Genomic DNA, 23,477 nt, shown 5'->3' with positions numbered 1-23,477 from the left:
TTGCAGTGAGAATGGCCATGTATTTCTTGCTAGGGTAGGACAAATTCAGAAAGGAGCTTGCCATGCCCCGCGATCATTCAACAGATGTCCGCCACCAGATTGACTTGTCCATGTATCAGGATGAAGACAGCGCTGTTGAGGCGCTTGTTGCGGCAGCCCAGCTGACGCCGCAAGACCGCACGCGGATTTGTAAGCGTGCAGCAGAGCTCGTCACCCAAATACGCAACAGCTCTGATCCGGGGCTTATGGAAGTCTTTCTGGCCGAATACGGCCTGTCCACCGATGAAGGCATCGCGCTGATGTGTCTGGCCGAGGCGCTCTTGCGCGTACCGGACGCCGATACGATGGATGAGCTGATCGAGGACAAGATCGCCCCCTCTGACTGGGGCAAGCATCTGGGCCACTCCGCGTCATCACTGGTCAATGCCTCGACCTGGGCCCTGATGCTGACGGGCCGCGTTTTGGATGATGAAAAGCCAGGCATGACCCGCCACTTGCGCAGTGCCATGAAGCGGCTGGGCGAACCTGTGATCCGCAGTGCCGTGGCCCGTGCGATGCGCGAAATGGGCCGGCAGTTTGTGCTGGGTGAAGATATCGGCAAAGCGATGAAACGCGCACAAGGCATGCAGGACAAGGGCTTTACCTACAGTTATGATATGCTGGGCGAAGCCGCGCGGACTGAGGCGGACGCGAAGGGCTATCACCTGTCCTATTCGCGTGCGATCAGCGCGATTGCCGAACACTGCAAATTCGACACCGTCGCGGAAAACCCCGGCATTTCGGTCAAACTCTCGGCCCTGCATCCGCGCTATGAAGTCGCGCAAGAGGCCCGCGTTATGGAAGAGCTGGTACCACGTGTTCGTGCGCTGGCGCTTCTCGCGAAGTCTGCAGGCATGGGCTTTAACATTGATGCGGAAGAGGCTGACAGGCTCTCGCTTTCGCTCGATGTGATCTCTGCGGTGCTGTCCGAGCCTGCCTTGGCGGGATGGGACGGTTTCGGTGTTGTCGTGCAGGCCTACGGCCAGCGCGCGCCTCTGGTGATCGATTGCCTATACGAGATGGCCACGCGGCTTGACCGCAAAATCATGGTCCGGCTGGTCAAAGGCGCCTATTGGGACGCCGAGATCAAGCGTGCACAGGTCGAAGGTATCGACGGTTTCCCTGTCTTCACCGCCAAACAGCACACCGACATCAGCTATATCAGCAACGCCCGTAAACTGCTGCGCATGACGGACCGGATCTATCCGCAGTTCGCCACGCATAACGCGCACACTGTTGCCGCTATTCTGGACCTAGCCCAGCAACTGGAGCGCAGCAGCAACGACTATGAATTCCAGCGCCTGCATGGCATGGGCGAGACATTGCATTCCATCGTGCTGAACGCCGAAAAGACCCGCTGCCGCATCTACGCGCCCGTTGGCGCGCATGAGGACCTGCTGGCCTATCTCGTCCGTCGCTTGCTTGAGAACGGTGCCAACTCGAGCTTCGTGAACCAGATCGTCGATGAAGACGTCCCTGCCGAGGTCGTCGCGGCCTGTCCTTTCGACTATGCGGGACAACGGCCTGCGTTGAAGACCGGCCCGGAACTTTATGAACCCGAGCGCGTGAACTCGAAGGGGTGGGATCTGACCCATACGCCTACGCTTGCAGAGATTTTCAACAGTCGCACTGTGTTGCAAAAAGCCAAATACAAAGGCCATGCATTGACGACGGCCGCCTACAAATACCCCAAGGCGAAACTGCTGAACGCCCAACCCGTCAAGAACCCCGCCATGCCGGGTGATATCGTTGGTCAGGTTCAGGTCGCGACCGAGAAAGAGATCGCAACAGCACTTGAAACCGCCACCCCTTGGCACGCGGATGTTGCCGCGCGCGCAGAGATCCTGAACGCCGCTGCGGATGCCTATGAGGCCAATGCGGGCGAGCTTTTCGCCATTCTGACGCGCGAGGCTGGAAAGTCTCTGCCTGATGCGGTGGCGGAATTGCGCGAAGCGGTGGATTTCCTGCGCTACTACGCAGCGCAAGCCACCAGCCAGCAGCAGGCACGCGGTATCTGGACCTGCATCAGCCCTTGGAACTTCCCTCTGGCGATTTTTACCGGCCAGATCGCAGCAGCACTTGCTGCGGGCAACGCTGTACTGGCAAAACCGGCCGAGCAAACCCCGCTGATTGCGACCCGCGCAACAGCTTTGCTCCATGACGCAGGAGTCCCGCCCAGCGCGTTGCAACTCTTGCCCGGTGGTGGTGAAGTCGGCGCGGCTCTGACAGCGGATGCGCGCATCAATGGTGTGGCCTTCACCGGCTCGACCGCGACAGCGATGAAGATCCGCAGCACGATGGCCGCCAATTGCGCCCCAGGCACACCGCTGATTGCAGAAACAGGTGGTCTGAACGCGATGATCGTGGACAGCACCGCCCTGCCCGAACACGCCGTGCGTGACATTATCAATGGGGCGTTCCAATCCGCCGGTCAGCGGTGCTCGGCGCTGCGCTGCCTTTATGTGCAAGAGGATATCGCCGATAACCTGCTGAAAATGCTCAAAGGTGCGATGAACGAACTCAATGTGGGTGACCCCTGGCATCTGTCCACAGATGTGGGCCCCGTCATTGACGAGGCCGCCTATACCGGTATTGCAAACCACATCGCGCAAGCCGCGAGCGAAGGCCGCATCCTGCATCAGATCAAGGTGCCATCCACCGGTTATTTCATTGCGCCCACAGCTATACGGATTAACGGTATTGCGGACATGACCAAAGAGATCTTCGGTCCGGTTCTGCATGTGGCAACCTTCAAGTCATCCGAGCTGGATGACGTCATCAACGCGATCAATGCCACGGGCTATGGTCTGACGTTTGGTCTGCACACACGCATCGACGACCGCGTGCAGACGATTGTCGAGAAGGTTCACGCCGGCAACATCTATGTCAATCGCGACCAGATCGGCGCAATTGTCGGCAGTCAGCCCTTTGGCGGCGAAGGCCTGTCAGGGACGGGTCCAAAGGCGGGCGGCCCACACTATCTGCCCCGCTTTGCCGCACGGCCCGCACCACAAACAGAGGCTACTTGGTCTGCGTCTGCCGACATGAAGGCGCTGAAAAAGCGGATCGCAGAGGCAACGGCCCCGACGCCGGCCAAACCAATCGATCTGCCCGGCCCAACCGGCGAATCCAACCGCCACAGCACGACGGCGCGCGGCCCGATCCTTTGCATGGGGCCGGGGGCGGATGTCGCGCAAGAGCAGGTGGCCGCTGTCAAAGCACTCGGTGGTATCGGGATCAGCACCGAGGGCGCTTTGACAGCCTCGCAACTGAGCGAGATTGCTGATCTGGGTGCCGTGATCTGGTGGGGCGACGCCCAGACCGGGCGGGCGCTTGAGACGGCTCTGAGCACGCGTCAGGGACCAATCACCGCGTTGATTACAGGGATGCCCGATGCCGCGCATGTGCTGCACGAACGCCATGTCTGCATCGACACGACAGCAGCGGGCGGAAATGCCGCACTTTTGGCAGAAGTTGCAGAGGTCGCCACCCCAGCTTTCTCTTGACCGCTGGGGCGGCTTCGGGGACGGTCGCGCTATGTTTCCAATTCGCGACCACAACCCCTCTGAGCGCACGCCCTACGTGACCCTTGTATTGATCGCGGCGAATGTCGCGATCTTTCTGGCAGGGCTGGTCCTGTTTCAGGATCAGCGGGCCTTGTCCCAGCTTTATTATGACTATGCCTTGCTGCCGATCCGCCTCTCGAACGGGGAGAACTACGCCGCACTTGTGACATCTATTTTCCTGCACGGCGGCTTTATGCATCTGGCAGGGAATATGCTGTTTCTGTGGATTTTCGGCGATAACCTCGAAGACGAAATGGGCCACATACCGTTTCTGGTCTTCTATCTGGTCTGCGGGATCGGCGCATCCTTGGCGCAATACGGGGCCGATCCGCTTTCCACCATCCCGACGGTCGGTGCATCAGGTGCGATCGCGGGCGTCATGGGGGGCTATCTGTTGCTGTTCCCGAAAGCACGGGTCGATATCTTTATTTTCTTTATCGTCTTTTTCCGCATTTTACCGATCCCTGCGTGGATCATGCTGGGGCTCTGGTTCGTCATTCAGCTTTTCAGCGGCATCAACGTCGACACCTCAAACGGCGGTGTAGCCTATTGGGCGCATGCGGGTGGGTTTGTTATCGGGGCCATTCTGACGGTCCCGCTTTGGATCAAGCTAGGCGCCACGCTGTTTTGGCGGCAAACGCACGGGCACCCGCCCCACCCCGAGGCCGAATATACCCGCAGCAATATTCCGATCGTGCGGCGTTAGACCTTGCGAATGACTTTTGCAAAAGTCTCGAAGATAGGCTCGTTGGCGCAGATCAACTGACCATCGGCAATCACATCGCCTTCGGGATTGATGGGCTCGAGGATGCCGCCTGCTTCACGCACGATCACGATACCTGCAGCAATATCCCACGCATTCAGCCCACGTTCCCAGAATCCTTCGTAGCGGCCGGCGGCAACGTAGGCCAGATCCAGTGCCGCGGCGCCAAAGCGGCGGACACCCGCACAAGCCGGCAGAATGCGCGCAAGGTCTTGGATCGTTTCTGGCAGATCGGCGCGGCCGGCAAAAGGGAGCCCCGTTGCGAAAATGCTTTCAATCATGCGATGCCGGCCGGACACACGCATCCGGCTTTCATTCATCCACGCACCACCGCCTTTTTCGGCATAGAACATTTCATCCTTGACCGGATCGTAGATCACGCCAGCCACAATCTGGCCTTTATGCTCAAGCGCAATGGAAACGGCCCAATGCGGCAATCCGTGCAGGAAGTTTGTCGTTCCGTCCAGCGGATCAACGATCCAGCGGCGGGTTGGGTCCTCGCCCTCGATTTCTTTGCCCTCTTCGCCCAGAAAACCATAGGTTGGACGGGCATGCAGCAGCTCTTCCATAATCATTGCTTCTGCGGCTTTGTCGGCACGGCTGACAAAGTCGCCGGGGCCCTTTGTGCTCACCTGCAGGTTCTCAACTTCGCCAAAATCCTTCAGCAAACCGCGGCCTGCTTTGCGGGCGGTTTTCATCATGACGTTTAGGTTTGCGCTGCCAGCCATCTGTGAGGTCCTTCATAGGGGATCAAGCGCGGCGTATAGGCCGTCGGGCTAGGCGGAACAAGAGGCAAGCGACTTTCCAGTACAATCACATAATTTGGAGATATTAACGGCTTGTTTGCTGCTTGCTTGCATAGTTGCCCCTAGTGACGAGTAGGACAGTATGAAACCGTACCGGATTAATCTTTTCCTGCATGAAACGCAGATCGTCGGCCATATTTCAGGTCGGGACATCATAAAGCGCGTGGGTGCGGCTGTCTTGATGGCTGGTATCTGCATTCATGCAGGGTTAGGGGCGCAGGCGCTCACTGTTTTGACCGTTATCGCCATTCTGGAAATTATCTCCTATCCTCTGAACAAACGGGCCTCAAAATTTGACCCCCCGCTGCAGCTGCCGTCAGGGCTTGCTGTGTTCCTTTTCAATTGGTTGGCCATGTTCCCCTATCTGGCGCTTGGTGTGATTCTCTCACAAAGCGACAGTCTGCCCTATGTGATTACCGGTTATCTTTGGGTTTTCGGGATATACGTTCACGTCAGCAACGCCTTCGGACTGCTTCCGTTTTATAACTGGAGTCAGATGCTCGTCGCTTTTGCCGCGATGTTTCTGATGCATTGGACCCTGATGCACAATCCCGCTTTTGCGCAAGACCCCACAGCGTGGATCCTGACGTCAATTTCGACTTTTGTTTATATTATGAACACCTTTGATACGATGAACCTGCAAAAGGATACACATCAAGCGCTTGAAAGAGCGCGACAAGACGCCAATGCGCGTCTTGCGGATCTTGAGAAGCTCTCGCGCATCGACAGCCTGACCGGTTTGATGAATCGTCGCGCCTTTGATGAAGTCGTCCAAAGCATGATGTCCCAGCATGCCAACAAACAGGGTGTGACCGTTTTTCTGATCGATTTGGATGGGTTCAAACCCATCAATGACAGCTATGGACACAAAGCCGGGGACGCCGTCCTTTGTGCAATTGCGTCAAGACTGGACGCACTCGCAGTGCGCGGTGATCGTGTTGCGCGCGTCGGTGGCGACGAATTCGCACTGTTATCGGCGAATATCACGTCCCTGAAACAGGCTGACTCTTTCGCGGCCCATCTTGTCGACAAGCTACGAGAGACCATTCCATTCGAGCAAAAGCAGCTTGATGTCGGCGTCAGCATTGGCATCGCGCGGCAGGGACCGGATGCAAGTACACCGCCGGAACTGCTCTCGGGGGCGGACCAGGCGATGTATCGCGCCAAGCAGGATTCAAACACAAACATCATGATCTATGACAAGAATGCGTTTCCTGTTCGCCCCACATTGAAGGACCGCGAGATCTTGTTGGCAGCAATGCGCAACGGAGAGATCTTGCCTTACTATCAGCCGAAAGTGCGGATCGATACCGGTGAAATCATTGGCTTTGAGGCACTTTCGCGATGGGAACATCCACAGCGCGGCCTTCTTGCACCATCACAGTTTCTTCCCATGATCAACGAGCTGGCATTGCAAGGCAGCTTCATGGCCAGCACCGCTGAACTGGTACTGCGGGATCTTGCCCAAATGAAGCAAGAAGGACTCGATCCCGGACAGGTCTCAATCAATATGTCAGAGGTCACGCTGGCGACACTCCTGGGCCGTAAGGAACTCTTTGCGATCCTCGACCGGTATCCCGAACTGCGGCACCATCTGACATTCGAGATTACGGAGGACATTTTCATCGCACGCGCGGGCGAAATTATCCGTCGCTCGATCCAGCTTTTCCGCGATGCAGGCGTGCGCATTTCGCTGGATGATTTTGGGACCGGCTATGCCTCGCTTCAGCACCTCAAGGAGATGGAGTTTGATGAACTCAAACTCGACACGGGCTTTGTGCGTGATCTGGGGTTTGATCCTGCCGCAAGAGTGCTGATCGAAGGACTGGTAACAATCAGCAAAGGCCTTAAGGTCGACTTGATTGCAGAAGGCGTCGAGACTGCACAACAGCGCGACATGCTCCGCGACATGGGCTGCAAATATGTCCAGGGCTATTTCTACGGCGCCGCGATGCCCTTACACGAAACATGTTTGCGACTTCATGCGCGCAGGCAGGGTCTGATCGCCCCCACCGGCATCACAACAGCGGCCTAGGCGCGCTGCATTTTCACCGCTTCCTGCCGGGCAAGCCGTATCAAATGCGCCATGAAAGGACGGCTTGTATCCTCTGCCCGCGTCGCTGCGTAAAGTCGGCGCGTGATGCCTTCTTTCGTCAAAGGACGCGTCACATAATCCGCATTGAAACGCACCTGCCTGACAACCCAGTCCGGTAGAACCGCGACACCGCGGTTAGAGGCCACCAAGAGAAGGATTACAGCCGTGAGTTCTACCTGTCGCACTGCTGCGGGCTCGACTTTGGCGGGTGTCAAAAGCTGCGAAAAGATATCAAGCCGCGCGCGATCGACGGGATAGGTGATCAGCGTCTCACCGCGAAAATCCTCCGCTTCGATGACGTCCTTTTGGGCCAAAGGATGATTGGCCGACGCCACAAAAACCGGTTCGTAGTCAAAAAGCGGTGTAAAATCCGTCTCTGGCAAATCCTCGGGATCAGAGGAGACAACCAGATCAACCTCTTCCTTGCGCAAGGCTGGCAGAGCATCAAACGCGAGGCCGGGGCGAATATCGACATCGACCTCGGGCCAGGCTTTGCGGAACTGTTCCAAAACAGGAAAGAGCCATTCGAAACAAGCATGACACTCGATCGCGATATGCAATCTGCCCGCACTGCCAGCCACCAGACCAGAGAATTCAGCCTCCAGCGCCGCAACTTGCGGCAGGATCTGCTCGGCTGCGGCGAGCATCTTCATCCCTGCGGCAGATAGTTTCAGCGGCTTTGATCGCCGCACGAAAAGCTCTACACCCGCCTGGTCCTCGATCCCCTTGATTTGATGGGACAGGGCCGATTGGGTAATGTTCAACTGGTCCGCTGCCCGCGCGAGCCCGCCGGTGTCATGGATGGCCTTGATTGTCCGCAGGTGTCGAAACTCGATATGCATATATGAGGCGTCCTCATGACCTTGGTGAAGTTTATGAAATTGCGTCAACTTCATACTGATGACAAAAGATCAAGGCAAGCAAGAGGTGCATCATGTCCAAGCCGAACGTTTCCTTCGAATTCTTTCCCCCCAAATCCCTTGAGGGGTCTTTTCGTCTGTGGGATTGCGTCAACACGCTTGCCCCTTTGGACCCCACTTTTGTTTCCGTGACATATGGTGCCGGCGGTACGACCCGCAAACTGACGCACGAAGCCGTCACGACAATCCACAAAACCAGCGGTTTGAATGTGGCAGCACACCTGACATGCGTGGACGCGACACGCGCTGAGACCTTGCAGATCGCAGAAGACTACGCCGCCGCAGGTGTGCGCGAAATCGTGGCGCTGCGCGGCGATGCCCCCAAAGGGGCCGCGAAATTCACCGCCCATCCCGACGGTTTTGACAGCTCGGTCGCGCTGATCGAGGCGCTGGCCGACACCGGCCAATTCACCATCCGCGTGGGCGCCTACCCCGAGAAACACCCCGAAGCGACCGACCACGCCGCTGACATCGCCTTCCTCAAGCGCAAGTTTGACGCCGGTGCGACCTCGGCTATCACGCAGTTCTTCTTTGAGGCCGAGACGTTTTTCCGTTTCCGTGACGCCTGTGTAAAGGCAGGCATTGATGGCCAGATCATTCCCGGTATTCTTCCGGTCGAGAACTGGAGCGGGACCCAGCGCTTTGCAAAACAGTGCGGCACGCATATTCCGCAGGTGATCCATGACGCATTCGAGAATGCTACCCGTGATGGCAGCACCGAACTCTTGGCGACCGCCGTCGCGACCGAGCTGTGCGATGACCTGCTGCAAGGTGGCGTTGATCATCTGCATTTTTACACGCTGAACCGTCCCGAATTGTCACGTGACGTGTGCCATGCGCTTGGTGTGACGCCAAAAGTCCGGTTGCAAAACGTGGCCTGACGCGCCAGCTTCGGGCGAAAATACTGTCCGGAGCGCCAATGTTTACTGCAACCTCGCCTGAAGAAATGCCCGACCTTGATACAACCCTGTCAATGTCGGGGCTTGAATTCATGCAAGCAATGCAGGACGGGCGCATCTCTCGGCCACCGATCTCGGCCTTGATGAACTATTCATTGGAGGCAGTGGAGGCAGGCAAAGTCACCTTCCGCGGCAAACCGGAATTCCAGCACAGCAATCCTGCGGGCGGTGTGCATGGCGGGTGGTACGGGACCTTGCTTGACAGCTGCATGTCCTGCGCCGTGATGACGATGACACCCAAGGGCTCTGTCTATACCACTTTGGAATATAAGGTTAATCTGGTCGGCGCTATTCCGGTCGGGGCCGAGATCCTTGCAACGGGGATCATCGAACATGCCGGGCGCTCCACCGGAGTGGCGCGGGGCGAGATCCGCGACGCGACAACAGGCAAGCTTTATGCCACCGGCTCAGCCACTTGTCTGATTATGAAGCTGCGAGGCGACTGAGGCTTGGGCCGCGTCACCGCTGATGCTTTCGTGCAGGCGTTCTGAGCGGTCCTGACCCACGATCCGCCTGCGCCGCGACAAAAATACCTTGGCCCAGGCCCGCCAGTTTCCGATAGACGGGGCCGCCGGATCTTGCGCAAAGCGCCCGCGCCAGCCGTCGGGAAAAGGAACTCCGCACTCTGACAAACGCTCCAGCATCCACACCAAGGGGATATTGGCCAAAGGCCGCGATGGCGGATGCTGCCAGACCTGCCCGCCCACGTCACCATGATTTCCGCGAAACCAGACTTGCTCCACATGGCCGGACCAGCCGTCGGGAAACTCCCACATCACAGGGGCATAGGCGCGGCGGGTCTCGTCAACCGCCAAAGCGTGAAAGCCGTTGCGAATATGCGGGCCGAGCGCGTGATTGTGAAAATTGTGCTGTGCTTCCGCCCAGCGCCAGATGACCGGCAACCGGAGGCCCAGCGCTTTGACCGTATCCCAAACCGCGACCGCTTCGACCTCGATGGACGGGTGGCAATAAAGTGACCGGAACGCGTCTACTGTCTGGTCTTGTGCGCCGCAGCGGTAGTGACGGTATGCTTGGCGGATCGTCCTGATGGTGGCATGTTCGGACCGCACCAGTCCGACCATATCAATGACGCCTGCAAGCGAGCGCACGGCATATGCCCCCCTTGAATAACCGACAAGAACGATCCGGTCACCGGGACGGTACCGCGAGGCGACGACGCCATAGGCGCGCTCGATCTGCCGATTGATCCCTTTGCCGGTCATGACGTCCCATGTGCTTCTCCAGTCACGCCATTGGATCCCGGCCTCGTAATGGACAGTCACATTGGCGGTGCGTCCGACCTCACACAAGAGTTTGAACGTCAGCCCCGCGTTCGTTTCGCAACCTTCGGCAAGTGATGACATTGTCCCGTCAAGGATAACCACATGGATCGCAGGGCCACGCCCGCGCACAGCACCTTCTTCACTGCGTGGGCGTCTGTCAAAAAGCCCGAAGAACCAGTCACGCAGCTGCACGCGCATCCTTTGCTTTCCGGATCGTTTCCCAGACACGGTGCGGGGTGAACGGCATTTCCACCTCGCGCACACCTATATCCCACAGCGCATCGAGCACAGCATTCGCCATTGCGGCAAGCGCGCCAACAGTGCCAGCCTCACCACAGCCTTTCATGCCCATGGGGTTGTAAGTTGACGGCACACATTCAGTTGAAAACCTGATCATAGGCAGATCATCCGCGCGCGGCATCCCGTAGTCCATAAAACTTGCCGTGAGCAACTGGCCATCCGCATCAAACACTACCCGTTCGGTCAACGCCTGACCGATGCCCTGCGCCACACCGCCATGCACCTGTCCCTCGGCCAGCATCGGGTTGATCAGATTGCCGAAGTCATCAACGACAGTATAGCGGTCGACAGTGACAACGCCGGTTTCGGGATCAATCTCGACCTCGACCACATGCGCCCCGTTCGGAAAACTGCGGTTGTCGAGCTTGATCGTCGCCGAATGGCGCAACAGATCATCGCGTCCGGCGGCCCGCGCCATATCCGCAACCTCAAGCATCGTTGGCGTCAGGTTCGAGCCTGCGATCCGGAAGCGTTCATCATCAAAGCTGACTGCACCGGCATCGACACCTTCGGCATCTGCAAGAAAAGCGGTAAAGCCCTCAAGCATCACATCAACCGCTGCGAGCGTTGCTGTATTCTGCACGGTAACCGACCGCGACCCGCCCGTTCCACCACCAGTGGCGATACGGTCGCTATCGCCTTGCACCACAGTGATTTGGCCCGCTGGAATACCGGTCTGGTCGGACAGGAATTGCGCATAGACGGTTTCATGTCCCTGCCCGTTCGACTGGGTCCCGACATAGATCGTGGCACCCTCGGGCGTGAATTCGACCGCCGTTGTCTCGGACGGATTTCCGAGGATGCTTTCGATATAATAGCAAAGCCCCTGCCCCCGCAGTTTGCCAGACTTGGCCGATGCAGCCTTGCGCGCCGCAAAGCCTGCCCGGTCGGCCTCGCGGCCTGCACTGGCCAGAACCATCGCGAAATCACCCACGTCATAGGTCACCCCTGACACGGTCGTGTAAGGAAATTTGTCAGGTGCGATGAAGTTCTTTTCGCGTAATGCCCAAGGATCGACGCCCAGCTGTCTTGCCGCCTCATCCACCGTACGTTCCAGCACGAAAATCGCCTCGGGCCGTCCGGCACCGCGATAAGCGTCAACCGGTGTCGTATTGGTATAGATCCCCCGCGTGCGCATGTAGGCGGTCTGAACGTCATAGGTGCCCATCAATACCTTGGAAAAGAGATCCGTCTGGATATTTTGCGCGAACTGCGAATTATACGCACCCATATTTGCAATCGTATCAAGCTGGTACGCCGTGATGCGATAGTTATCATCAAAGGCAAGTGTTGCCGTCGAGGTCAGATCACGACCGGCATTGTCCGATAACATCGCCTCGCCCCGGTCCGACATCCAGCGCACGGGGCGGCCCAGGACGCGGGCGGCGTGGGCGACACAGAACGGCTCGGGATAGCGCATCGCTTTCATCCCGAAACCGCCGCCCACATCGGGGGTGGTGACGCGGATATCGGCAGGGTCAAGGTTGAAGTGCCGTGCCAGATCGCCCTTGGGAACCCAGACGCCCTGCCCGTTCAGCGCCACGTGCAAACGACCGTCCGCGACCTCGGCATAGCATCCGCGCGGCTCCATTGCATTGGCAATGATGCGGTTGTCCATCACATCGACGGTCACGACATGCGCGGCCTCTTGGATGCGGGCCTGTGTGGCGGCTGCATCGCCAAGCTCCCAGTCGAAAGCCAGATTTTCGGGCGCTTCCGCATGGATAGCTTCACCCCCAACCGCCAATGCGACATGCACCGGCAGATCATCAACTTTCACGAGGATCACCTCTGCGGCATCTTTGGCGGCCGACAAGGTTTCAGCGACGATCATGGCAATGGCCTCACCCACATGGCGCACACGGCCCCGCGCAAGCAGAGGGCGCTCGGGTGCGGCCCCCCGCGATCCATCACGGTTCTTTACAGTCGCCCCAGCCAAGCCCAAAACCACACCGGCCGCCGCAAGGTCATCGGCGGTCACAACCAGATGGACGCCAGGCATCGCGCGCGCCTCATCGACATCAAGCGTCGTGATCTCGCCATGGGCGGTTGTGGCGCGCAGGAAGTATGCGAATAGCGCATCCGATGGCGCGATATCATCAATGTAGCGGCCATAACCGGTCAAAAACCGCTGATCCTCGACCCGTGTCACCGATTGGCTTTTGCCGAATTTTTCCATTGCTGCACCTCGCTTGCTTGACGCAGACCCTAGCGGTGGATCGGTCCAAGTCCAGCGGCAACACTGAAAAGCCGTTTTTCATCAGGTAAGGTGGGTTTAAACCCACCTTACTCTTCCCCTCACCCCATCAGCGCGTTATTTGCCCTGCGTACACAGCAAGGACCAAACCGATGCCGATGGAAAAGACATTCGACGCCAAGACAGCAGAACCCCGCCTTTACAAAATGTGGGAAGATGCAGGCGCTTTCAAAGCAGGCGCAAATGCCAGCCGCGATGAAACTTTTTGCATCATGTTGCCGCCCCCCAATGTGACGGGGCACCTGCACGTCGGCCACGCCTTTAACCACACCATCATGGACATGCTGACCCGCTGGAAACGGATGCAGGGCTACGACACGCTCTGGCAACCGGGGCTGGATCATGCGGGTATCGCCACGCAGTTGATGGTGGAAAAAGACCTTGCGGCAAAAGGCCTGCCCAAGCGTACCGAGATGGGGCGCGAGAAATTCCTCGAGAAAGTCTGGGAATGGAAGGCCGCCAACGGCGGGCAGATCGAACAACAGGCGCGGCGCTTGGGCGACAGCATGGACTGGTCCCGTTCGGCCTTTACCATGTCCGGTGCCGAAAGCGCGCCAGCAACGGAAAAACCCGGCAATTTCCACGACGCTGTGCTCAAGGTCTTTGTCGAGATGTACAACAAGGGCCTGATCTATCGCGGCAAGCGTCTGGTCAACTGGGACCCGCATTTCGAGACCGCGATTTCCGATCTCGAGGTCGAGAATATCGAAGTCGACGGCCATATGTGGCACTTCAAATACCCGCTGGCCGGTGGCGAGACCTATGAATACGTCGAGAAGGATGAAGACGGCAACGTGACCCTGCGCGAAACCCGCGACTATATCTCGATCGCGACAACCCGCCCCGAAACCATGCTCGGTGACGGCGCCGTTGCCGTGCACAAAGACGACGAACGCTATGCGCCCATCGTCGGCAAGCTCTGCGAAATTCCCGTCGGGCCGAAAGAGCAACGCCGCCTCATCCCGATCATCACCGACCCTTACCCTGACATGAATTTCGGCTCCGGGGCCGTGAAAATCACCGGTGCGCATGACTTCAACGACTATGAGGTCGCCAAACGCGGTAATATCCCGATGTATTCGCTGATGGACACCAAGGGGAACATGCGCGCAGACGGCAAACCCTACGCAGAAGAGGCCGCGATAGCCCAAGCCATCGCCAATGGCGAACAGGATTTCGACGAGGCGATGATCGCCGCGATGAACCTTGTGCCCGACGAATATCGCGGGCTGGACCGGTTTGAGGCGCGCAAGCGTGTGGTTGCGGATATCACGGCAGAGGGTAACGCGGTGATGGTGCCCAATCCGGCGGCAAAAGGTCCCGGCGCGGAGACCGGGACTGCGTCAGAGGACGCGGCAGACCGCAGTCCCGGACTTGATCCGGGACCTCAACCCGACGTGCCCGCCATGATCCCCTTCGTCGAATCCAAAAAGATCATGCAGCCCTTCGGCGACCGCTCCAAAGTCGTCATCGAGCCGATGCTCACCGACCAATGGTTCGTCGACACCGCCAAAATCGTCGGCCCCGCGCTGGATGCAGTCAAGGAAGGCCGCACCAAGATCATGCCGGAAAGCGGCGAAAAGGTGTATTACCACTGGCTGGAGAACATCGAGCCTTGGTGCATCTCGCGCCAGCTTTGGTGGGGGCATCAGATTCCGGTTTGGTATGGGCCAGACCGAGATTATCTCAAAGACTTTGAGGCAATTCGCTCATCTGGCTCACTAGGCGTGCCAGACCGCCAGAACTCTCTGCAATACTTTTGTGGCGCAAGCTTCTCAGAGGCGAAGGCTAAAGCGGCTGAATACTATGGTGAAGAATACAAAATTGATGAGCTAGCACCGTCTGACAATCCCAGCATGTTTGCTTTCGGGAAGGCGGACGCTCAGAAACAGCTTAGTCTATCGCGCGACCCCGACGTCCTCGACACATGGTTCTCCTCCGGTCTCTGGCCTTTCGGCACCCTCGGCTGGCCAGCGGACGATGAGGCGATGAAATACTTCCCCGGTGATGTCCTCGTCACCGGTCAGGACATCCTGTTCTTCTGGGTCGCCCGCATGATGATGATGTCCGAGGCGGTCTTGGGCCAGGAACCTTTCCACACCGTCTATCTGCACCAGCTCGTCCGCGACGCGAAGGGCGAGAAGATGTCCAAGACCAAGGGCAACGTCATCGACCCGCTCGACATGATCGACGCCTACGGCGCCGACGCCCTGCGCTTTTCCAACGCGCAGATGGCAGCCTTGGGTGGTGTGCTGAAAATCAGCGAAGACCGGATCAAGGGCTACCGCAACTTCGGCACGAAACTGTGGAACGCCTTCAGTTTTGCCGAACACTATGACATCCCCTACCCCGGCGATGCGGCACGGCTTGACGCGACCCAAACGCTGAACAAATGGATCATCGGCGAAACCGGCAAGGTGCGCGAGACCATCGATGCCGCGATGGAGGCCTACCGCTTCAACGACGCCGCCGACGCGCTTTATGCCTTCACATGGGGCAAGGTCTGCGACTGGTATCTGGAATTCTCCAAACCGATCCTGCAAGGCGACGATGCGGCGGCCAAGGCCGAGACAGAACAAACCCTGCGCTGGGTGCTGGACCAATGCCTGATCCTGCTGCACCCGATCATGCCGTTCATCACAGAAGAGCTGTGGCAACAGGCGGACAGCCGCGCCAAGATGCTGGTCCACGCCGATTGGCCGACCTATACGGCGGCCGATCTCGTGGATGCCGACGCCGATCGCGAGATGAACTGGGTGATCGATCTGATCGACAACGTGCGCTCGGCGCGCGCGCAGGTGCATGTGCCGGCGGGTGCCAAAGTGCCCCTTCTGGTGTCAGGGCTGGACGCCAAAGGGCAATCCGCATGGGACAACAACCATGTGCTGATCCAGCGCCTTGCCCGCATCGAAAGCCTTTCACATGTGGATGACTTCCCCAAAGGCTGCGTCACCATCCCGATGGAAGGCGGCACCTTTGGTATTCCGCTGGCCGATCTGATTGACGTGGCCGAGGAAATCGCGCGGCTCGAAAAAACGATGCAGAAACTGGGCAAGGAACTGGGCGGCCTGCGCGGGCGTCTGAATAACCCCAAATTCATCGAATCCGCCCCGGATGAGGTTGTGGCCGAGGCCAAGGCGAACCTTGCCCTGCGCGAAAACGAGGAAGCACAACTCAAGGCCGCCATCGCGCGCCTGGCTGAGATCGGCTAGACTAAACAGGGGGCGGTCGTGTCACTGCCCCCTGACTTTCCATGTCTTTTCAAACTTCCGCCGGAGGCAATCCTCAGGGCACCACACGCTCCACCGCGCGCATCATCCCCAGGGTTTTATCATAGACAAGAGTCAAAATGCGCCGCCCACCCGTCTTGGTCACCACCTGCGGCATAGACCGTACCGCAAGTGCCGCGCCCGAACTGACCAAAAATCCGCGTCTACTCAGTTTCATGCGACACCCCCCTTAATGAGAACCGCTCGCACATAAGAACAGTTGCACAGAATTCAAGCACAGGCTTATCTGACCCCATGACAAAACCCGCCCTTACCCCCCTCGCAGAAAGCCTGCCAGCCTCGGTCCCGTTCGTCGGCCCCGAAGCGCAAGAACGCCAGATGGGCCGCGCATTTACAGCGCGCCTCGGTGCAAACGAGAGCGCCTTTGGCCCCTCGCCAAAGGCCATCGCAGCCATGCAAAAGGCCGCAGGCGAAGCATGGATGTATGGCGATCCCGAAAGCCATGACCTGCGCCACGCGCTAGCCGCGTATCACGGGGTTGCGCCTGAAAACATCATGGTCGGCGAAGGCATTGATGCGCTCCTGGGGCTTCTGGTCCGCCTTTATGTTGGCGCAGGCGACGCCGTCGTCACTTCGGCAGGGGCCTATCCCACCTTCAATTATCATGTGGCAGGTTTCGGCGGGACACTCCACACTGTGCCTTACAGTGGCGATCATGAAGACCCAGACGCGCTGATTGCCAAAGCAACCGAAGTGGCGGCGAAACTTGTCTATATCGCCAATCCCGACAATCCGATGGGCAGCTGGCACACAGCAGAGGTGATCCAGCATATGATCAACCGCCTGCCGTCCGGATGTATGCTGGTTCTGGACGAAGCCTATATTGACCTCGCTCCGGATGGTACCGCGCCTGCGATTGACCCAAACGCGACAAACGTCATCCGCATGCGCACTTTTTCGAAAGCGCATGGAATGGCCGGTGCGCGTGTCGGCTATGCGATCGGATCGTCAGAGGTGATCAGCGGTTTCAACAAGGTCCGCAACCATTTCGGCATGTGCCGGATCAGTCAGGAAGGCGCATTGGCCGCGTTGCAAGATACCGGTTGGCTCTCCCACGTCCGGAAAGAAGTTGCACAAGCGCGCAACCAGATTAGTGCGATTGCGCAAGCGCACGGTTTGCATCCGCTGCCCTCAGCCACCAATTTCGTCACGATTGACTGTGGACGCGGCGGCGATTTTGCCCGCGCCGTTCTGGCCGCCCTTGTTGCAGAGGGCATCTTTGTGAGAATGCCCTTTGTCCCCCCGCAGGACCGCTGCATCCGTGTCAGTTGTGGTACTGAAGCACAGCTCGACGCCTTTGCGCAGGCCCTCCCAAAGGCGCTGGCACAAGCACACGAAAAATTAAGGTGATTTTTATTTTGGGCTGATTATCCTTCCGCAACCGCAGAAGGATTAATCATGTCGCATCGTCGCCCTGTGCAAGCCGTAGAAGACTATACAGATGCGTTTCTCGGAACGCTTTGGGTTTTCTTGTTCATGGGCTTCTGGGTGATCGCGGCTGCCGTTGGGTACCTCTGGGTCGCCGCCACCGCCTACGCCATTCTTCAGTGCGTCAAATGGATTGACCGTATCAAGAACGGCTAGGCGCGGGCCGCAATGGCCTTTGCGGCAGCAGACAAGGCACCTTGCCCATGTGGAATGTTCAATGCATTCAACCCCGCTTCGATTGTGCCGAGCGCGCCCATGATCATATGGGCATTCACATGCCCCATGTGGCCAATCCGGAAATAGGCGTCAGCCGGCGACCGGCCCAGCCCGATTCCCAGCGTCAGACCGCATTTATGTTCACACCAATGGCGCAGTGCATCCCCATGGGGCGAACCGATACTGACGGACGTCACCGCATGGGACCGATGCGCAGGATCAGCGATATTCAGGTGCATTGGCCCTTCCGACGACCAATGGTCAAAGGCCGTCCAGATGACCTGCGCTAGCTTTTCATGCCGCGCGAAAACATTGTCCAAACCCTCCGCCTTGATGAGGTCCAGCGCCGTGCGCAACCCGTAGAGGTGGTGCGTCGGGGCAGTGCCGTCAAAGTACTGAAAATAGAACTCTGGGTTGGTGCGCGGCCGCCAGTCCCAATAGGTTGTCACCCGGTCACCACGGGCTGCATCGGCTTTGTCGTTGAACCAGACAAAGCTGATGCCCGCAGGCGTCATCAGGCCTTTTTGGCACCCCGCGACCATGACATCCACGCCCCAAGCGTCCATTTCAAACCGGTCACACCCTAACGACGCGATGCAATCTGCCATAAGCAGCGCCGGATGCCCAACGCGATCCATGACATCCCGCAAGGCCGCAATATCGTTTTTGACGCTGGTTGAGGTATCAACATGCACTGCGAGAACCGCCTTGATCCGGCCTTCTTTGTCGTTGGCCAAAACCTCTTCCACCTGTGCAAGGCCAATCGGTGATTGCGCGCCATAGTCGATGGTCTCGACCTTTGCGCCTAGCCCCGCGGCCATCTCCCCCCAACCGATGCAAAAACGCCCTGTCGCCAGCACCAGAACGGTGTCGCCAGCCGAGATCGTATTGGCAAGGGCCGCTTCCCAAGCGGCGTGTCCGTTTCCAATGTAAATGGCCACGTTGCTGTCTGTCATCGCTATCTCTTTAAGATCCGGCACGAGACTGGCGGTCAAGTCATGCAGCTCACCCTCGTAAATGTTGGGCGATGCGCGGTGCATTGCGCGCAAAACGTCATCAGGAATGACTGACGGACCAGGGATGGCCAAATAAGCACGACCTTGAGACAGCGACATGTTTTGGTGGCTTTCTTTATAACTCGGCAGGACCTTAATGAAGCGCCATGCAACGTCAACCTTGCCTCGCTTGCTCTATGCCCCCATTTCCGCGTAGACGAGAGAGAGCAGAGTTTGCAAAAGGCCAGTGATGCCCCCTCCTACCCCGAAATCCGGCTCCAAAAAGCAGCAATCTGCCACCAAACTCTTTGGTTGGCTCTGGCGAGATTACTTGCGGGAGCACAAGTGGCTGCTCGCTGCAGCCGTCGTCCTGATGATGGTCGAAGGGTCAATGCTGGCGTTGATCAGCCGCATGATCCAACCAATGTTTGATGATGTTTTCGCCCAAGGCGACCGGAACGCCCTTTATTTTGTCGGGTTCGGGATCATGACGATCTTTTTCGTCCGCGCGTTCACATCCTCTTGTCAGCGCATCTTGATGCAGTGGATCAAAGAGCTCGCGTCAGCTGCCATGCGCAAACATTTGCTGCGGCATATGATGTCACTCGACAGCGGCTTTTTTCAAATCCACCCACCAGGCCAGTTGATCGAACGTGTGCAAGGCGACGTGAATGTCATCAACTCGGTCTGGAGCAGTTTGCTGACGGCTGTCGCGCGCGATCTGGTGTCATTGATCGGTCTGCTCGCCGTCGCGATCTGGATTGATTGGAAATGGACCTTGATTGCGATCATCGGCATTCCACTCTTGATTCTGCCATCCATTCTTGTGCAGGCCTATATTCGTCGTCGTTCACGCAGTGCGCGTGAAATTGCAGGCAATGTCTCGACCCGACTTGATGAGGTGTTTCACGGCATCAACCCGATCAAGCTCAATGCGCTCGAAACCTATCAGGCAAAACGGTATGACGCGCTGATCCAGCAGGGTGTTACGGCAAGTATGCGCACGACAGCGGGGCAAGCGGCGGTGCCTGCATTGATTGATATCATGACAGGGATCGGTTTTTTGGCAGTCATGCTCTATGGCGGGTCCGAGATTATCGCCGGCGAAAAGACCAACGGTGAATTCATGGCGTTCTTTACGGCCATGTCGCTTGCCTTCGATCCACTGCGTCGCCTTGGCCTGATGAGCGGGCAATGGCAGATGGCCGCAGCGAGCGTAGAGCGTCTGCAATATGTCCTGAACCTGCAGCCGACGATCCTGTCACCTACCAAAGCCAAAACGGTCCCCCACAGTGCCCCGGCGGTCGCTTTGGAAAATGTGTCCATGAACTACGGTGATCTGCCTGTTTTGCGCGGGGCTAGCTTTACCGCTGAAGCCGGTAAAACCACCGCGCTCGTCGGCGCATCCGGGGCGGGCAAAAGCACGGTCTTTAATGTGCTGACCCGTCTGGTCGAGCCGCGCGAAGGGGCCGCGATGGTCGCAGGCGTTCCGATCACAGACTATGATCTGGCCGACCTGCGCAGCCTGTTTTCTGTCGTCACCCAGGACGCCGCCCTTTTTGACGAAACGCTGCGCGATAACATCCTGCTGGGCCGCGAAGGGGTGGATGAGGCGCATTTGAAATCTGTTCTTGATGCAGCCCACGTCAGTGACTTCCTGCCGTCCTTGCCCAACGGGCTCGATAGCCCCGCCGGACCACGCGGATCAAATCTTTCGGGTGGTCAACGGCAGCGTGTGGCGATTGCCCGCGCGCTCTTGCGTGACACGCCCATCCTGCTGCTGGACGAGGCGACAAGCGCGCTGGATACAAAATCCGAAGCAATCGTGCAGCAAGCGCTTGAAAAGCTTTCGACAGGGCGAACAACCTTGGTCATCGCGCATCGGCTTTCGACGATCCGCAACGCGGATTCGATCGTGGTGATGGACCACGGCCGCGTAGTCGATCAGGGCGACCATGAAACGCTTCTGGCGCGTGGCGGTATTTATGCAGACCTGCACCGCCTTCAATTTTCGCAAGAGGAGAGCACAGAGAATGTCTGACCGGACCGTCCTTTCCGTTGGTGGTGATGACCGCGTATCGTTCTTGCAAGGTTTGGTGACGAACGACGTGCGGCGCGCAGACGGTGCGATCATCTACACGGCGCTGCTGACGCCGCAGGGCAAATTCATTGCTGATTTTTTTGTCATCGGCGAGCAGGACCGCCTGCTGATTGATGTCGCAACATCCCATGCGCAGAAGCTTGGCCAGCGGCTTATGATGTACCGGTTGCGCGCGGCGGTGACGATTGAGCAGACCGATCTGGTTGTGTCACGCGGCACGGGCACCGCACCCGAGGGCGCCTATCAAGACCCACGCCATGACGCACTTGGCTGGCGCGCTTATGGCGATACAGATATCAGCGACGAAACCGATTGGGATGCGCTCCGCGTCGCAAACCTGATCCCTGAAACAGGCATCGAACTCGACAATGAGACCTATGTCCTGGAAGCTGGCTTTGAGCGCCTGCACGGCGTGGACTTCAAAAAAGGCTGTTTCGTCGGGCAGGAAATTGTTGCCCGCATGCAACACAAAACAACGCTGAAGAAGGGATTGGCGCTTGTTTCTGTCACAGGCACAGCAGTGCCAGGGGATCCGATCACCGCTGACGGGAAACCGGTGGGCACCTTGCATACGATTGATGGCGACAAGGCGCTCGCATTTCTGCGCTTTGACCGGGCCGAAGGCCCGATGCAGGCAGGCGAGGCAACCCTCACCCGCCTGAAGTAGGTTTAGGCGCGTTCGGCGTATTCGAACGTTTCAGTGTTCACCACGATATCTTCGTCCTGCCCGACAAAGGGCGGGATCATGACGCGCACACCATTGTCGAGAACGGCTGGCTTGAAGCTGTTTGCGGCTGTCTGGCCCTTCACGACCGGCTCGGTCTCAACAACCTTGCAGACAACTTTCTGCGGCAGGCTGACGTTCAGCGCCTCTTCGCCATAGTATTCGATCTTGACCATCATACCGTCCTGCAAGAACGGGCGGCGGTCGCCCAGAATATCAGACGGCAATGCAATTTGCTCATAGGTGTCGCTGTCCATGAATGTCAGCATGTCGCCCTCTTCAAACAGGAACTGCTGGTCCTTCTGGTCCAGACGCACACGTTCAACCTTGTCGGCGGACCGGAAACGCTCGTTCAACTTGCGCCCGTCGCGCAGGTTTTTCAGTTCCACCTGTGCAAAGGCGCCGCCTTTTCCGGGCTTGACGTGATCTACTTTTACAGCGCCCCAGAGACCGCCTTCGTGTTCAAGGACATTGCCGGGACGAATTTCATTACCGTTGATTTTGGGCATGGGTCTGAGGCTCTTTAGATTGTTAAGAAAGGTTGAAAGGTTTCAGTCGCAGCCTATATCCAGCTGGTGGGGAGCTGGCAAGTTCAACCAATCGTGGTCTCTTTTTGCGGCACAAGCCATGCACTGAGCGCATACCTGCCATTCCAAAAGAGAACCCCCGAATCGGATCAAAACGGGCATAAGGGCCCCTACGCGGGAACTACAAGAGCAAAAAAAGGAAATATGATGAGAGATTTCGTCGACGGTACAGCCTTTAACAACGAACAAGGCAACCGTGCCCGCAAACTCTTTGCTGCCGTGGTACTGGCAGCTCTCGACGATGCTATTGCAGATGACAAGAAATACGGAAATGGTCCAGAGCAGATTGCGCGTTGGGCGCGTTCACGTGATGGACGTGAAGTATTGTCATGTGCAGGTATCGACCCGAACGAGCGGGTTGTAAGCGGTTTGATGGAATTCGTGGGTAAAGGTGTGCGGACATCCGTTGCACTGTCACGCGAAGAAAGCGAACGTCGCAATGCAGCTGAGCAAGAGGCACGTGCTGCCTAGGTTTAGAGCAGCAGTTTTGCGTTAAAGACGCGGCCCAATGGGCCGCGTTTTTTGTTTACGGTCCTGCAAACATGATCGCGAAGAGAACAAAGGGTGCGAGTTCACTCACACCCAGCAGTGCAATCAATCCGCGCATCCAAGGGCCCCGATAGCGTCGCCAAAGAATACCGCAACACAACAGTGACAATGCCACCTCAACCGCGCCCGCGATATTGCCGTAGTGCCGTGGATCCCAATAGCTTACGGGGCTCTGAAAGACCCAATTACTCATTGGCCAGAAATGTGCACGCGCGTCATCGTTGTGCAGCAAAAAATCAAACCCCAGATGCAGCAACGCAGCGCCACAGAGCGCGATCATCACAGGCGCGCGGTAAAGCCCCGCAAGCGCAAGTGCGATCCCCCATATGATAAAGGAATTGTCGATCCGGAAGATGCTTTGCCACGCGGCCGAATAGTAAAGCTGGCCAAAAACGATATCGGGCGATGTCCCCAAAAGTAGCAGGTGCCAACCCGCCAGCACATAGAGCGACAGGTCAGGGATCAAGGCACCGGCAAAAGCGGCCCCAGTGATTGCAGGACGCTCCGCCTTCCCAAAGGCAGTAAGCCCAAAAATCAGATGCGCTGGCGTGTTCATGCTCTTTCCCCGCGCCCTCTGCGCCCCTATGAAGTTAGCTAAA

Annotated in this window: 19 protein-coding genes; 11 read left to right on the top strand and 8 right to left on the bottom strand. The window is 57.9% G+C overall.

The genetic code is table 11. The annotated features are described in order from the left end of the window. Positions 1-62: 62 nt before the first annotated feature. Positions 63-3,545 (top strand): bifunctional proline dehydrogenase/L-glutamate gamma-semialdehyde dehydrogenase PutA, encoded by a 3,483-nt coding sequence (gene putA / locus C7964_RS03980; RefSeq protein ID WP_110278330.1) that lies wholly within the window; start codon positions 63-65, stop codon positions 3,543-3,545. Between the two features lie 31 nt (positions 3,546-3,576). Further along, positions 3,577-4,311 (top strand): rhomboid family intramembrane serine protease, encoded by a 735-nt coding sequence (locus tag C7964_RS03975; protein ID WP_110278329.1) that lies wholly within the window; start codon positions 3,577-3,579, stop codon positions 4,309-4,311. On the opposite strand, the gene C7964_RS03970 is transcribed toward C7964_RS03975, so the two are convergent. Then, positions 4,308-5,096, bottom strand: coding sequence for an inositol monophosphatase family protein (locus C7964_RS03970; RefSeq protein ID WP_110278328.1), 789 nt, complete (start codon positions 5,094-5,096; stop codon positions 4,308-4,310). The two genes, C7964_RS03975 and C7964_RS03970, sit on opposite strands and share 4 nt — an antisense overlap. Positions 5,097-5,256: 160 nt before the next feature. Here C7964_RS03970 and C7964_RS03965 point away from each other — a divergent pair, with 160 nt between their 5' ends. Then, the gene (locus tag C7964_RS03965) at positions 5,257-7,209 is read left to right on the top strand and encodes a putative bifunctional diguanylate cyclase/phosphodiesterase (protein WP_110278327.1); all 1,953 of its coding nucleotides are present in this window, start codon (positions 5,257-5,259) and stop codon (positions 7,207-7,209) included. Here C7964_RS03965 and C7964_RS03960 read toward each other — a convergent pair. Next, positions 7,206-8,111, bottom strand: coding sequence for a LysR family transcriptional regulator (locus C7964_RS03960; RefSeq protein WP_110278326.1), 906 nt, complete (start codon positions 8,109-8,111; stop codon positions 7,206-7,208). The genes C7964_RS03965 and C7964_RS03960 overlap by 4 nt on opposite strands. A gap of 92 nt (positions 8,112-8,203) precedes the next feature. Here C7964_RS03960 and metF point away from each other — a divergent pair, with 92 nt between their 5' ends. Both metF and C7964_RS03950 read left to right on the top strand, forming a co-directional pair. Continuing rightward, positions 8,204-9,070 (top strand): methylenetetrahydrofolate reductase [NAD(P)H], encoded by an 867-nt coding sequence (gene metF, locus C7964_RS03955; RefSeq protein ID WP_110278325.1) that lies wholly within the window; start codon positions 8,204-8,206, stop codon positions 9,068-9,070. Between the two features lie 38 nt (positions 9,071-9,108). After that, complete coding sequence (locus C7964_RS03950) at positions 9,109-9,594, top strand: PaaI family thioesterase (RefSeq protein WP_110278324.1); 486 nt, start codon at positions 9,109-9,111, stop codon at positions 9,592-9,594. Here C7964_RS03950 and C7964_RS03945 read toward each other — a convergent pair. Further along, positions 9,556-10,623, bottom strand: coding sequence for a T6SS phospholipase effector Tle1-like catalytic domain-containing protein (locus C7964_RS03945; protein ID WP_110278568.1), 1,068 nt, complete (start codon positions 10,621-10,623; stop codon positions 9,556-9,558). The two genes, C7964_RS03950 and C7964_RS03945, sit on opposite strands and share 39 nt — an antisense overlap. After that, the gene (locus C7964_RS03940; RefSeq protein ID WP_110278323.1) at positions 10,610-12,910 is read right to left on the bottom strand and encodes a xanthine dehydrogenase family protein molybdopterin-binding subunit; all 2,301 of its coding nucleotides are present in this window, start codon (positions 12,908-12,910) and stop codon (positions 10,610-10,612) included. Before C7964_RS03940 ends, C7964_RS03945 begins: the two co-directional genes overlap by 14 nt. A gap of 170 nt (positions 12,911-13,080) precedes the next feature. On the opposite strand from C7964_RS03940, the gene C7964_RS03935 reads away from it, so the two are divergent. Further along, positions 13,081-16,200, top strand: a complete 3,120-nt coding sequence (locus C7964_RS03935) for a valine--tRNA ligase (RefSeq protein WP_110278322.1) — start codon at positions 13,081-13,083, stop codon at positions 16,198-16,200. A 73-nt stretch (positions 16,201-16,273) separates the two neighbouring features. Here C7964_RS03935 and C7964_RS03930 read toward each other — a convergent pair whose 3' ends face one another. Then, entirely contained in the window at positions 16,274-16,435 is a 162-nt protein-coding gene (locus tag C7964_RS03930) for a Tat pathway signal protein (RefSeq protein ID WP_110278321.1), read from the bottom strand. A gap of 77 nt (positions 16,436-16,512) precedes the next feature. On the opposite strand from C7964_RS03930, the gene C7964_RS03925 reads away from it, so the two are divergent. Continuing rightward, a complete protein-coding gene (locus C7964_RS03925) occupies positions 16,513-17,628 on the top strand; it encodes a pyridoxal phosphate-dependent aminotransferase (protein ID WP_110278320.1) in 1,116 nt (371 codons plus the stop codon). A 48-nt stretch (positions 17,629-17,676) separates the two neighbouring features. Further along, entirely contained in the window at positions 17,677-17,862 is a 186-nt protein-coding gene (locus C7964_RS03920) for a hypothetical protein (protein ID WP_110278319.1), read from the top strand. On the opposite strand, the gene C7964_RS03915 is transcribed toward C7964_RS03920, so the two are convergent. Continuing rightward, positions 17,859-19,037, bottom strand: coding sequence for a pyridoxal-phosphate-dependent aminotransferase family protein (locus tag C7964_RS03915; protein WP_110278318.1), 1,179 nt, complete (start codon positions 19,035-19,037; stop codon positions 17,859-17,861). The two genes, C7964_RS03920 and C7964_RS03915, sit on opposite strands and share 4 nt — an antisense overlap. Positions 19,038-19,167: 130 nt before the next feature. On the opposite strand from C7964_RS03915, the gene C7964_RS03910 reads away from it, so the two are divergent. After that, positions 19,168-20,958, top strand: a complete 1,791-nt coding sequence (locus C7964_RS03910; protein ID WP_110278317.1) for an ABC transporter ATP-binding protein — start codon at positions 19,168-19,170, stop codon at positions 20,956-20,958. Continuing rightward, positions 20,951-21,685, top strand: a complete 735-nt coding sequence (gene ygfZ, locus C7964_RS03905) for a CAF17-like 4Fe-4S cluster assembly/insertion protein YgfZ (RefSeq protein ID WP_110278316.1) — start codon at positions 20,951-20,953, stop codon at positions 21,683-21,685. The genes C7964_RS03910 and ygfZ overlap by 8 nt, the downstream gene beginning before the upstream one ends. A gap of 2 nt (positions 21,686-21,687) precedes the next feature. Here ygfZ and efp read toward each other — a convergent pair whose 3' ends face one another. Beyond that, positions 21,688-22,251, bottom strand: a complete 564-nt coding sequence (gene efp / locus C7964_RS03900; RefSeq protein ID WP_076659252.1) for an elongation factor P — start codon at positions 22,249-22,251, stop codon at positions 21,688-21,690. A gap of 225 nt (positions 22,252-22,476) precedes the next feature. On the opposite strand from efp, the gene C7964_RS03895 reads away from it, so the two are divergent. Then, complete coding sequence (locus C7964_RS03895; RefSeq protein WP_055294189.1) at positions 22,477-22,800, top strand: DUF6280 family protein; 324 nt, start codon at positions 22,477-22,479, stop codon at positions 22,798-22,800. Between the two features lie 55 nt (positions 22,801-22,855). On the opposite strand, the gene C7964_RS03890 is transcribed toward C7964_RS03895, so the two are convergent. Next, complete coding sequence (locus C7964_RS03890) at positions 22,856-23,434, bottom strand: cobalamin biosynthesis protein CobQ (protein ID WP_110278315.1); 579 nt, start codon at positions 23,432-23,434, stop codon at positions 22,856-22,858. Positions 23,435-23,477 lie beyond the last annotated feature (43 nt).

This window comes from Loktanella sp. PT4BL (genome assembly GCF_003201935.1).
Taxonomy (GTDB): domain Bacteria; phylum Pseudomonadota; class Alphaproteobacteria; order Rhodobacterales; family Rhodobacteraceae; genus Yoonia.
Note: the sequence above shows the minus strand (reverse complement) of the source record. Positions and strands in the feature narration are given on the sequence as shown.